This is a genomic window from Brevundimonas sp. FV1ye29L, assembly GCF_058681095.1.
The window spans coordinates 1,106,366-1,118,034 of record NZ_CM178730.1 but is presented as its reverse complement, the minus strand read 5'-3'; the positions used below and the strand labels follow the sequence as shown (position 1 = coordinate 1,118,034).

The following is an 11,669-nucleotide window of genomic DNA, read 5'->3' as shown; positions in this document are numbered from 1 at the left end:
GAGTCTCGCAAGCTGCTATTCAGGCCGCCGGCTCGAACCCGTTACGGCCGGACGCAGCTCAGCGCGGATCGACCGACTGGGCGATCTGCTCGGCCAGGGCGGCGTCGGCTCCCTCAAGGCTGGAGACCCAGACATGGATCTCACGGGGGGCGTCCGGACGCTGGAACAGATGCTCCATTGCATGTCTCTGGCCGTTCTCGGTGACCACCACCGAGGACCGGCCGGCGGCCTGGACGGTGTCACCGATATAGATCGGGAACTGGGACGACGGTCCTGTGTAGATCATGACGAAGGACGTCTCGCCGCGCCGGATCGCATAGACGTCAAAGCCCGCCCCCGGCCGACCCCTGGTGATGCTGAAACCCTGCGGAAGATCGACCGAGAATGGCAGGGCGGCCACGGCTGACGGCGCCATGGCCCCTGAGGCGGAGGGGGCCGGGCTGATCGGAGCGGGGCGGGTGGGGGCTGGCGCGGTGGCGACCGGCGCGGTGGCGACCGGCGTCGTAGTGGCGGGCGCAGAGGCAGCGGGCCCGCCCGAGACCGGGAGCCGGGGCGGCGAATACATCGGGGCCGTCGGAGCGGCCGCCGGTGTCGTGGCCGGCGAGGGACGCGGGGCTGGCGCGGACGTGACGGTCGCCGGAGCGGATCGGGCCGGGGACGAAGGGACCGCGGATGAAGCGTTTCGGGCCGGACCGGAGGACGCGGGCGTCGACCGGTCCGAAGCCGGCGTCCGCAGGGACGCGGTCGCAGGACTGGACGGGGCCAGCGCCGGCGGCGACACCGTCCCGGGACGGGCGACCGGGGCGGCGGGCGTGTCGACCACGGGGGGCGTAGAGCCGGGCGGTGCGGGGGCGGGCGGTGCGAACGGCAGGGCGGCGACCGGCGGGCTGCTGTTCAGGTTGCGGGTCAACGACCGCCCGGCCTCAGCGGCCGGAACGGCGGTCTGCGGTGATGCGGACGCCGAAGACTGCGCCGCCGCCAGGGACGGCGCGGTCGCAACCAGGGTGGCGAGGCCGACGGCGGCCGCGAGATGAGGTCGGGAAGCAGCGTTCTTCATGGGCCGTAATTCACCCGGGAAAGGGGGCGACAGCAAGGCCGTTCAGGCCGCAGGAATCTCGACCCAGAAGGTTGCGCCCTGGCCCGGCGACGAGATGACGCCGATCTCTCCGCCCTGCAACTCAACCAGCCGCCGCGCGAGGGCGAGGCCCACGCCATGTCCCTCGACGGAGGTCCGCTCCAGGCCCAGCCGGTTGAACGGCTCGAACAACTGCGCCTGCTGGGCCTGAGACAATCCTGGCCCCTTGTCGGCCACCTCGATCCGGACGCCGAGCGCGCAGTGTTTGACGCGGAAGATCACCGAGCCGCCCGTGCCGCCGTACTTCAGGGCGTTCACCGCCAGATTGTCGATCACCTGCCGCAGACGCTGCGAGTCCGCCTGGGCGATCAGGCTCGACGCTTCCGGCACGACTTCCATGATGACGTCACGCGCCTCGGGTCGCAGGGCCGCCGTACGACGCACATCCTCGACCAGGTTGACGATCTCCGTCGGCCGGGGGTCGACCTTGACCGTTCCGGCCTCGGCCCGCGCCACATCCAGCAGGTCATGAGCCAGGGTTTCCACCTGTCGCGCCGTCTTGACCAACATTCCGGCCATTTCCGCCTGGGTGGCGTTGACCTCTCCCAGTTGACCCGAGGCCCACATCTCGCCGATGCCGATGACGCCGGCGACGGGGCTCTTGATCTCGTGCGCCACATTGGCCAGCAGACGCGACTTGGCCTCCGACGCCCTTTCGGCCGCCGCCAGGGCGGCTCTGGCCTGGGCCCAGAGCCGGTCCCTTTCCTCGATCAGGGCCGCGACCATAAGATAGGGAACACAGGCGAAAATCAGGACCAGCTGGGCCATGACCACGCGAATCGGGATCGGCATGCCCGCCGTCGCCGCCGGCCCCCGCCCGAGGAGGATCCCTCCCAGAAGGCAGATCGACACCGCCAGCATCGCCACGGCGAGGCCATTGATCCGCAGGCGCACGGCAATGACCAGCAGCAGGGGATTGATGAGAAAGGCCAACGGGGAAGAGATGGTGAAACTCAACACATAGGCGGCGCCAATCGTCAGCCCGAGGAGCACGACCGCCTCGACCAGACGGATCGGCGAGCGGAATTGCGCGATCGCCTGCCGATCCACCGACAACAGCAGGGGGGTGACGATCACCAGACCCAGGGCGTGCCCGAAGCTCCAGACCTGAAGGCCTGTCGCCAGAGGCGTACCGCGCAGCCCGGCCAGGACAAGGGCGCCCACGACCCCGCCCAGCAGGGCGGCCAGACCCAGAGCCGCCATGACCTGCAAGGCCGAACGCACCGAAACGATCGACAGACCCGGAGACAGACGGCGGATCAGCAGCACCGCCGCCACGACCTCGACCATATTGGCCAGGGTCAGCAAGGCCGCCTCTGCCGGCGAATAACCTGACAGGAACTCGCCCGCCATGATGCCGAACGCCATCAGGGCGCCGAAGCACAGGTCATAGGCGCCGCCCCTGCCCGATCTCAACCAGACGCCGGCGGCGACCGCATTGGTGATCCACAGCACCACAGTCCTGTCCGGAGCATGACCCAGGCGGATGGTCAGCATGGTCAGGACGGCGACAACCAGAGCCGTCGCAATCGGGATCAGCGGCTGGTCAAAGACCTCCCCCCTGCCGCTGCCCGGCCGCAGGACGGGATCTTTCATCGGGGTGGGGCGCGCGGAAGAGACAGCCGCGATGACGGCGGCTTCACCCATATCCATGGCGCGGCTGAGGTTCATGAGAATTCCGGCAGAGCTTCAAGTCCCGCACCAGAACATCAGCTTCCTAAATATCCCCTGAAGTCACCCACAGGAATCGTGAGTGTGGGTGCATCATGACCGGATCACAGGGCGGTCAGCGCACCCGCGAGGCCTGCATTGAGCGCCCTGACCCCGGCCGCAGCACCGTCGGGGTGGCGCCAGACCGCCGCACTGACGGCGACGAAGTCGGCGCCGGCCCGCGCCAGCTGTCCCGCTGTCGCGGCTGTGATGCCGCCGATGGCGACACAGGGGATTTCGACGGTCTCCTGCCAGACGGTCAGGATCTCGGGATCGGGCCTGTGGGTCGTTGTCTTGGTGTCGGTCGGGAAGAAGGCGCCGAAGGCGACATAGTCGGCCCCCGCCTCCGCCGCCTCCATGGCCAGGTCGCGGCTGTCATGACAGGTCGCGCCGATCATGGCGTTCGCCCCCATGATCCGTCGCGCAGAGGCCACCGAGGCGTCCGACTGTCCGACATGCACCCCGTCGCAGCCCAGGGCCTGGGCCAGGTCCGGCCGGTCATTCAGGATCAGGGCCACATCGCGGGCCCGCGCGATCGGCCCCAGTCGTTCGACCGCCGCCCGGATCGTCGCATCGTCGGCGGGCTTCAGCCGCACCTGCAGGGCCGCGACGTCTCCTGCCCCAAGCGCGGCCTCCAGATCCTGCGCGAAGGCGTCCAGATCATCAATGACGGGCGGGGTGATCAGATAGAGCCGCGTGGGCGGACGGTCGGGGATTTGCGGGGTTCGGGCCATGTCGCGGAAGTGGCGCGCTGGGCCGCTGTCGTCAATGCCGCAGCCTTCTGCGAACGACTTGCACTCGCTCTGGCATCGCGATAGAGAATGATTATCAGTCGGATTAAACCGGATTCGCCGCTCTTGTACGTCTGCAACTGCAACGGTCTGCGCCAGCGTGATGTCGCCCTCGCCATCGAGGCGGGGGCCTGCCGTCCGCGCGACATCTTCGCCGCCAACCAGTGCCAGGCCCAGTGCGCCAAATGCGTCTGCGAAATGCGCGAGATGATCGACGAAAGCCGTCAGGCCTTCGCCATGGCGGCGGAATAGCCGGGCGGTCACCGCGTTCAGACGCGACTCTCGCCGCCAAAAGGCATCAAAAATCACTCGCAATATCAATGCGGTGATATTCCGACTCAAAAGCCCCGCCCGGCATTTTCCGTGGTATTTCTGTTGGACCCGTCGATGGGGATCCAGATTCGCCGCCCGGGCGGTCACTCCGTCGCCAGACCAGAAGAAGAGGCCTGACCATGAAGGGCGATCCTGCGATCATCCGCACCCTGAATGCGGTTCTGACCAATGAACTGACGGCGGTGAACCAGTATTTCCTGCACGCCCGCATGTTCGAGAGCTGGGGCCTGGCCCACCTGGGCCAGGTCATCTACGAGGAATCGATCGGCGAGATGAAACACGCCGACATGCTGATCAAGCGCGTCCTGTTCCTCGACGGCCTGCCCAATCTGCAGGACCTGCACAAGCTGAAGGTGGGCGAGGACCCCATCGAATGCCTGGGCGCCGACCTGCAGCTGGAGCTCGACAGCCGCGAGACCACCGCCGCCGCCGTGACCCAGTGCGAACAGGCCCGCGACTATGTCAGCCGCGACCTGCTGATGAAGATCCTGGCCGACACCGAGGAGCACATCGACTTCCTCGAGAACCAGCACAAGCTGATCGAACTGATGGGCGCCCCGAACTATCTGCAGTCGGCGATGAAGGAGATCGTCACCGACAACGGCGCCACGGGGGGCTGATCGGGGTCAGAGCACCTCGCGCCGGGCGAGGTGCAGGATCGCCAGCGCCAGAACGACCAGACCCAGGCCGCCGCCGAGGCCCAGTGCGGTGTTCACCCGCCAGGCCTCGGAGGCCATGATGTTGACCGGCATCTGCCAGGGCATGAAGACCCCCTGTTTAGCCGCTGTGGCCACCACGGCGAAGAAGGTCCCGCCGATGCCGACGACCAGGGCCGGGACGAAGCTGGCGAAGCGCAGCGCGACCCAGAACTGGATGGCGATCATCAGGGTCCCGGCCAGCGCCATCAAACCCAGGGCCCTGGCATAGGCCGCCAGTTCGAACGCCCCGGACGGCGCCACGACGGGCTTGATCTGGGAGGCCAGGGCGACAGACCCCGCCGTCAGGACCAGCACGCCCGCGCTCATCAGCAGCACCAGACCGATGACGCAGATCGCCTTGGCGGCGTAGAGTTTCCAGCGCGCCACCGGCAGGGCGCGCAGATGATCCCAACTCTTCGGCCCATGCTCCATATGGGCCACAAGCGCAGTCAGGGCGGTGACGCTCATGGGCATCATGAAATAGGCCCATATCGCCGACGCAGCGCCGATCCACATGTCCCAGGGCTGGGGCCTGTCGCCTCGCAGCACCATGAAGAAGCCGAAGACGGCGATCAGGCTCGGCGCCGCCACGGCCAGCAGCAGGGCCAGAGACCGGTTCAGCTTGCGGATCTCGACATTCAGGACGGCGAGCATCAGGCGGCCTCTTCGGTTCGGACGGACGTGGCGGCGGCCACGCTATGATACAGGCCCTCCAGCGAGCGCGGGCGGGGACCGATGGCGAACACCGCCACACCGGCCTCGACGAGGGCCGCATTCAGTCCGGCAGAGGCGGCGTCAGCATCCGCGCCGGGTTTGAGGTCGACGGTCAGGCCCTCGGAGGCCGGATCGCCCGACAGGCCCCGGGCAGCGATCACCGCCCTCGCCTTTTCCGGATCGGCCGTCCGGATCAGGATTTGAGGCGCCAGTCCCGCCTTCAACGCCGCCAGTTTCCCCTCCAGCACCAGCCGTCCGTCGTTGATGATGCCGACATGGGTGGCCGTCTGTTCGATCTCGCCCAGCAGGTGGCTGGACAACAGGACGGTCGCCCCGGTCCGGTCCGGCAGGTCTCGCAGGAAGCGGCGCATGTCGGCGATGCCGTCGGGGTCCAGCCCGTTGGTCGGCTCGTCCAGAACCAGCACCGGCGGAGCGCCCAGCATGGCGCGGGCCAGACCCAGCCGCTGACGCATGCCGAGGGAATAGTCGCTGACCCGGCGCGGGGCGTGTTCGGCCATCTCGACCACCTCGATCACCCGCCCGATCTCACTGGCAGGCAGGCCCAGCAGGGTGCGGGTCAGGTCCAGGTTCTCGCGCCCCGTCAGATTGCCGTAGAAGCCGTGGGCCTCCAGCAGGGCCCCGACCCGGCGCGAGGCCCCGATCCGGTCGCGCGCCACATCGACGCCGCAGATGACGGCCGAACCCGAGGTCGGCTGGATCAGGCCCAGCAGCATCTTCAGCGTCGTGGTCTTGCCGGCCCCGTTGCGACCCAGAAAGCCATAGACCGCCCGATCCGGCACCGTCATCGACAGGGCGTCCACGGCCGTTCGACTCCTGAAACGGCGGGTGAGCGCGTGGGTTTCTATGGCGGCGGCCATCGGGCGGCCCTCCCGTTTGTTTAAGTCAGATATAAAGTTGCGCAGGCCTGCTCTTTAAGTCAAGATTAAAGACAAGACAGGTTTCCAGCCCCGGACAGACCCCATGGCCGCCGACGATCTCGCCCGTTTCCGCCGCATGTGCCGCCAGTTCCGCTGGCTGGCGATCTTCATGGTGTGCAGCGTGGGGGCGGTGCTGGCGCTGATGTATGTGATCGCGCCCCTGGTGTTTGTCCTGCGGGGAGAAAGCCGCCAGATCGACCTGCTGCTTCGAGAGGTCCTCTGGGGATCGCCCGCCCTGCTCTATCTGTTCGCGGTCTGGTCGATCGGGTCGGCGTTGGGGCAGCTGTCCCGTGGGAGGCTGATCCAGCCGACGCTATCCGCGGCCCTGCGCCGGGTCGGGCTGGCCCTCGGGGTCGGCGGCCTGCTCAGCGTCTTCGGCATCACCAATATCGTGCGGCTGCTCGGGGACGGGCGCGGCAGCTGGGCCTATTTCGACGTGGCCGGCATGACCCTCGGCATGATCGGCGGCGCCCTGTTCCTGCTGGGCCGGGTCATCGATCAGGCCGGCCGGCTTCAGGCCGAGCTGGACGAGATGGTCTGATGGCGGTTCGCGTCACCCTCGACGCCCTGATCGTCAAGAAGGGGCTGAAGGCGCGCGATCTCGCCGCACAGGTCGGCATCAGCGAGACCCAGCTGTCCCTGTTCCGCTCCGGCAAGGTGAAGGGAATCCGCTTCCGCACCCTGGGCCGGCTGTGCGCGGCCCTGGGCTGCAAGCCCGGCGACCTCCTCGACTACGACCTCGACCCGGCCGACCTCGCGCCGCCGGAGGGGGATGAGGAGGCAGTCTGAGGGAACCGTCCCCAAGTCCGCCCATTGAACCTTCACGGTTAAGGAGGCGGGACCATGAGCAGCATCGACGACAGACTGGACGACGTGGCCGATGCGGCGACGGAGTTTCTGAACAGCGACGGACGCAGCCCCGGGCATGTGGCGTTGGGCATTGCCGTGACGGCCGGCTTCGCCATCCTGGCCACCGCTCTCGCCACGGGGGCCATCAAGCCGCGCCGCACGCCGCGTCATCTGCGTGACCAGGCCGGCCCCATCACCGAACGGCCGACGGGTTCGCTGAGCCTGATCCTGCCCGCGGTCTTTTCCGCCACGACACTGTCGGCCTTGCGGGTCTGGAATGCGCCGTCGCGGCCGGGGCGCAACCGCTCGCTCGGCCTGTGGGCGATGGCCCAGGGCGTCAACGCCCTGTGGCTGGCCGCCCGCCCCTCGACCCTGTTCGGCCAGATGGCTGCGGCCATGACCAGCGCCGGCCTCGCCGCCGCCTTCGCCCACGAGGCGCGCAAGCTGGATGACGGCGCGGGCAAGGCCGCCGCGCCTGCCGGCGCCGGAGTCCGGATCGCCAACATGGTCGAGCGCAAGATCGACGAGCAGCGCGCGTCCGTGCACTGAAGGCCGGGTGAAGCCGCCCCCATTGCCCTTTTGAACCGCTTCCTCTAGGGATCGCGCCCTCTTTTGCGCGCCCGTCACGGGACCGGCGCGTCCTTCAGACAGTGAATCTCCGATGGCCAAGATCAACGGCAATACCATCAAGCCCGGCATGGTCCTTCAGCACAACGGCGGCCTCTGGGTCGTGACCAAGGCCAGCCACGTCAAGCCCGGCAAGGGCGGCGCCTTCGCCAACGTCGAGGCCAAGAACCTTGAGACCGGCAACAAGCTGAACGAGCGTTTCCGGTCGGAAGACAAGGTCGAGCGGGTGACGCTGGAGCAGAAGGACTTCTCCTATCTGTTCGACAACGGCGACAGCCTGGTCTTCATGGACGACGCCACCTACGAGCAGATCGAACTGCAGAAGGACTGGGTCGGCGAAGACCGCATCGCCTATCTGCAGGAGGGTATGAAGGTCGTCATCGAGATGCACGAAGAGCGCCCGATCGGCCTGTCGCTGCCGGATCAGGTGACCCTGACCGTCGCCGAGACCGAGCCGACCGTGAAGGGCCAGACCGCCTCGTCCTCCTACAAGCCCGCCCTGGCCGACAACGGCGTCCGCATCATGATCCCGCCCTATATGTCCGCCGGCGAGCGCATCATCGTCGACACGACGACCGGCGAATACGTCCGCCGCGCGGAATAGGGGGTCGGGGGGCGCAGTGCGTTTCGGTGGTTAGTGGTTAGTGACGAGTGATTGTCGCTGCAGCACCAGTGCCGATCCCGAGAGACCGGCACCCGAGCCAACAATCACTAATCACTAGCCACTAATCACCCACCAGCCACCGATCACCAGCCACCCGGCTGACCCCCACATCGTAAAGCACCCCCGCCCATGGCCCTCGCCTCCGCCCTCGTTTCCGTCATGATCGACGCGGTTCGCAAGACCGCCCGGCCGATGCTGCGCGACTTCGGCGAGGTCGCCCAGCTGCAGGTGTCGCGCAAGGGCCCCGGCGACTTCGTCACCGCCGCCGACATCAAGGCCGAGGACACCCTCTACGAACTGCTGATGAAGGCGCGCCCCGGCTATGGCTTCCTGGGCGAGGAGCGCGGCCTGACCGAGGGCACCGACAAGTCCCACCTGTGGATCGTCGACCCGATCGACGGCACGACCAACTTCATGCACGCCATGCCCCATTTCGCCATCACGGTGGGGCTGCAACGCACCGCGCCGGACGGCAGTTCGGAAATCGTGGCCGGGGTCACCTACAACCCCGTGATGAACGAGCTGTTCTGGGCTGAAAAGGGCAAGGGCTGCTATCTGAACGACCAGCGCATCCGCGTCGGCGGCCGTCGCGACCTGTCGGAAAGCCTGATCGCCACCGGCCTGCCCTTCATCGGCAAGTCCGGCCACGCCCAGGCCATCAAGGATATTCACGGCATCGGTCAGCGCGTCGCGGGCATCCGCCGTCTGGGCGCGGCCTCGCTGGACTTCGCCTGGGTCGCCGCCGGGCGGTTCGACGCCTATTACGAGCGCAACCTCAAGCCCTGGGACGTGGCGGCGGGCATATTGTTCGTCACCGAGGCCGGGGGTCAGGTCACCACCATCGAGGCCGACGGCGACCCCAAGACGGGCGTGTCCATCCTGGCGACCAACGCCGAGCTTCATCCCCAGCTGCGCCGGGTGCTGCAGGCCAGTTGACCCGACGTCGGACGATGAACGTCATCCGCCTGTCTCGGTCGCAGTCTATCCGGCGGTCATGTTTCGCCTCATCCTGTCTCTCGCGGTCCTGATCATGGCGACCCCTGTCGTGGCCCAGCCCGTCCCCTCGCCGCTCGTCATCGCGCATCGCGGCGCCTCGGGCGAACGCCCCGAGCACACGCGCGCGGCCTATGAACGGGCCATCGAACAGGGGGCGGACTTCATCGAGCCGGATCTGGTCATGTCAAAGGACGGCCATCTGGTCGTCCGGCACGAGAACGAGATCGGCGGCACGACCAATGTCGCCGACCATCCCGAATACGCAGATCGCCGCCGCCGTCAGGTCATCAACGGCCAGACGGTAGAGGGCTGGTTCACCGAGGATTTCACCCTGCTGGAGCTGCGCTCCCTGCGCGCCCGGGAGCGGCTGCCCGAACTGCGTCCGGCCAATACCGCCTTTGACGACCAGCGCCTCCTGACGTTTCAGGACGTCATCGACATCGCCCGCGACGCCTCCGTCCTGGCGGGTCGCAATGTCGGGGTCGCGCCGGAGCTGAAGCATCCGTCGCATTTCGCCGCCCATGGCCTCGACATGGAGGCGGCCCTGCTGAAGGCCCTGCGCGCCAACGGCCTGACGGGCGCCGACGCCCCGGTGATCATCCAGTGTTTCGAGGTCGGCCCCCTGCAGCGGCTCCGGACCATCATCGACACGCCCCTGCTGCAGCTGATGGCGGTCAACGAAAGCCCGGCGGACCGGCCGGATCTGAAATGGGGCGACCGGGTATCGCCCGAAATTCTCGCCGCGATCGCCCCCCACGCGGACTATATCGGCGTCGACACCAGTCTGGTCCTGCCCCGCGATACGGACGGCCGCACCACCGCCCCGACGACCCTGGTGGCCGACGCGCACGCCGCAGGGTTGAAGGTCGTGGTCTGGACCCTGCGCGCCGAAAACGCCTTCCTGCCGCTGGAGCGTCGGCTCGGCGAGAAGCCGGGCGGCCGGGGCGACATGGCGGGCTATGCGCAAGCCTTCGCGGATCTTGGCGTCGACGCCGTCTTCACCGACTTCCCGGGCCTGCTCAAGGCCGACTGATCAGATATTCGTCACCCTCGGGCTCGACCCGAGGGGTGGCTTCAACTTCCGATCCCCGGGTCAAGCCCGAGGAGGACGGAGGGGACAGACGTTTTCACACCCCCCAGGCGGCCCCGCCGGCGCCATAGGCGTCGATGGTGCGGAACAGGGTCTCGACCAGTTCACGCTCTTCGGCCGTCAGTTCCGGCTTCCAGACGTCGAAGATCAGGATGGTGCGGTCCCGGCCGCTGCGATTGACCGCTTCGTGTTCGATGGTGTCGTCGAAGGCCCATGCCCGGCCCTGCTCCCATTCGCGCACGTCGTTGCCGACGCGGAAGCTGCAGCCCGGCGGGGTGATCAGCGGCAGGTGGCAGATCAGACGCGTATTGATCAGCCCGTGATGCGGCGGAATCCTCGCTCCCGGCGTCAGCCGCGAAAACAGGATGGACGGGGTCCGGCCCTCGATCCGGCAAAGGGGGACGTCGGCCAGGACCTCCATGGTGCGCGGGCAGCGGCGGGCGATGTCCGGCTGCTCCGTCCCGTCCTTCCAGAGAAACAGGGCGCTCCAGTCGGGATTGGCCATCATTCCGGCCTGATCCGAGTTGGGCCGGTCGTCGCGGGGCTGGATATAGGGCTGGAACAGGCCCGGCTCGTCCAGCAGGCCCCGCAGCTCGGCGGCGATGTCGTCCGTCGCCTGCTCCACGGCCGACAGCCAGGGCAGGGTCTCGCGCGGCTGGAACTGCACCTGCGGCAGGCCGGGAAACAGATAGAAGCGCGGCTGCTGGAAATACAGCTGTTTACGTCCGGCCATCAGGTCCAGCGACAGGGCGAAACGATCGCTGGAGGTCGCCGGTTCGAAACCGGCGGCCGCCAGACCCTCGGCCAGATGGGTCTGGAAGGCCTCGGCCTGGGCCTTCACCGCCGCCTGGGCCCGCCGCAGCTCGGGCACGAGTTGAGGCGGCAGGGCCCGGCCTTGTCCCTGCGCCTGCCCGGCCGATCTGAGCGCCGCGTTGTAGAAGGTTGAGGCCGCACGGGCGTCGCCAAGCCCTGCCAGCGCGTCGCCCTTTGCAATCAGGCCGCCCATGTCGCCGGGATCAGCCGCCAGCCGTCCTTCGGCCTCGGCCAGCCGCCTCTGGAGGTCTTCCCTGTCGCTGAACGCCATCCCCGGATCGGATGTCGCCGATCCGTGATCGTCAAGCCCA

15 protein-coding genes are annotated in these 11,669 nt (G+C 67.9%); 9 read left to right on the top strand and 6 right to left on the bottom strand.

The features are described from left to right. Positions 1 to 58: 58 nt before the first annotated feature. A complete protein-coding gene (locus tag ACW17W_RS05570; RefSeq protein WP_492079748.1) occupies positions 59 to 415 on the bottom strand; it encodes a hypothetical protein in 357 nt (118 codons plus the stop codon). Between ACW17W_RS05570 and ACW17W_RS05565 the strand changes: the two genes are divergently transcribed. Beyond that, complete coding sequence (locus ACW17W_RS05565; protein WP_492079747.1) at positions 414 to 1,034, top strand: hypothetical protein; 621 nt, start codon at positions 414 to 416, stop codon at positions 1,032 to 1,034. The genes ACW17W_RS05570 and ACW17W_RS05565 overlap by 2 nt on opposite strands. Positions 1,035 to 1,099: 65 nt before the next feature. Here the strand turns inward: ACW17W_RS05565 and ACW17W_RS05560 are convergent, their stop codons facing one another. Together ACW17W_RS05560 and thiE are read right to left on the bottom strand one after the other, a co-directional pair. Further along, positions 1,100 to 2,806, bottom strand: coding sequence for a sensor histidine kinase (locus tag ACW17W_RS05560; protein ID WP_492079745.1), 1,707 nt, complete (start codon positions 2,804 to 2,806; stop codon positions 1,100 to 1,102). 104 nt (positions 2,807 to 2,910) lie between these two features. Then, the gene (gene thiE, locus ACW17W_RS05555; RefSeq protein ID WP_492079744.1) at positions 2,911 to 3,579 is read right to left on the bottom strand and encodes a thiamine phosphate synthase; all 669 of its coding nucleotides are present in this window, start codon (positions 3,577 to 3,579) and stop codon (positions 2,911 to 2,913) included. 123 nt (positions 3,580 to 3,702) lie between these two features. On the opposite strand from thiE, the gene ACW17W_RS05550 reads away from it, so the two are divergent. Together ACW17W_RS05550 and bfr are read left to right on the top strand one after the other, a co-directional pair. Continuing rightward, positions 3,703 to 3,888, top strand: a complete 186-nt coding sequence (locus ACW17W_RS05550) for a (2Fe-2S)-binding protein (protein ID WP_444598238.1) — start codon at positions 3,703 to 3,705, stop codon at positions 3,886 to 3,888. Between the two features lie 200 nt (positions 3,889 to 4,088). Next, complete coding sequence (bfr, locus tag ACW17W_RS05545; protein ID WP_492079743.1) at positions 4,089 to 4,589, top strand: bacterioferritin; 501 nt, start codon at positions 4,089 to 4,091, stop codon at positions 4,587 to 4,589. A 6-nt stretch (positions 4,590 to 4,595) separates the two neighbouring features. Here the strand turns inward: bfr and ACW17W_RS05540 are convergent, their stop codons facing one another. Continuing rightward, a complete protein-coding gene (locus ACW17W_RS05540) occupies positions 4,596 to 5,321 on the bottom strand; it encodes an ABC transporter permease (protein ID WP_492079742.1) in 726 nt (241 codons plus the stop codon). After that, complete coding sequence (locus tag ACW17W_RS05535; RefSeq protein ID WP_492079741.1) at positions 5,321 to 6,259, bottom strand: ABC transporter ATP-binding protein; 939 nt, start codon at positions 6,257 to 6,259, stop codon at positions 5,321 to 5,323. Before ACW17W_RS05535 ends, ACW17W_RS05540 begins: the two co-directional genes overlap by 1 nt. Before the next feature lie 103 nt (positions 6,260 to 6,362). Here ACW17W_RS05535 and ACW17W_RS05530 point away from each other — a divergent pair, with 103 nt between their 5' ends. The 6 genes from ACW17W_RS05530 (at position 6,363) to ACW17W_RS05505 (ending at position 10,488) form a co-directional block, all read left to right on the top strand. Then, positions 6,363 to 6,860 (top strand): DUF2975 domain-containing protein, encoded by a 498-nt coding sequence (locus ACW17W_RS05530; RefSeq protein ID WP_492079740.1) that lies wholly within the window; start codon positions 6,363 to 6,365, stop codon positions 6,858 to 6,860. Further along, positions 6,860 to 7,108 (top strand): helix-turn-helix domain-containing protein, encoded by a 249-nt coding sequence (locus ACW17W_RS05525; RefSeq protein WP_492079738.1) that lies wholly within the window; start codon positions 6,860 to 6,862, stop codon positions 7,106 to 7,108. Before ACW17W_RS05530 ends, ACW17W_RS05525 begins: the two co-directional genes overlap by 1 nt. Before the next feature lie 54 nt (positions 7,109 to 7,162). Next, positions 7,163 to 7,717 (top strand): tryptophan-rich sensory protein, encoded by a 555-nt coding sequence (locus ACW17W_RS05520; RefSeq protein WP_492079737.1) that lies wholly within the window; start codon positions 7,163 to 7,165, stop codon positions 7,715 to 7,717. Positions 7,718 to 7,829: 112 nt separating this feature from the next. Beyond that, a complete protein-coding gene (efp, locus tag ACW17W_RS05515) occupies positions 7,830 to 8,399 on the top strand; it encodes an elongation factor P (RefSeq protein WP_492079736.1) in 570 nt (189 codons plus the stop codon). A gap of 189 nt (positions 8,400 to 8,588) precedes the next feature. After that, positions 8,589 to 9,395 (top strand): inositol monophosphatase family protein, encoded by an 807-nt coding sequence (locus tag ACW17W_RS05510; protein ID WP_492079735.1) that lies wholly within the window; start codon positions 8,589 to 8,591, stop codon positions 9,393 to 9,395. A gap of 58 nt (positions 9,396 to 9,453) precedes the next feature. Further along, positions 9,454 to 10,488, top strand: coding sequence for a glycerophosphodiester phosphodiesterase family protein (locus ACW17W_RS05505; RefSeq protein WP_492079734.1), 1,035 nt, complete (start codon positions 9,454 to 9,456; stop codon positions 10,486 to 10,488). A gap of 94 nt (positions 10,489 to 10,582) precedes the next feature. Here the strand turns inward: ACW17W_RS05505 and ACW17W_RS05500 are convergent, their stop codons facing one another. Continuing rightward, entirely contained in the window at positions 10,583 to 11,629 is a 1,047-nt protein-coding gene (locus ACW17W_RS05500; RefSeq protein ID WP_492079733.1) for an aspartyl/asparaginyl beta-hydroxylase domain-containing protein, read from the bottom strand. Positions 11,630 to 11,669 lie beyond the last annotated feature (40 nt).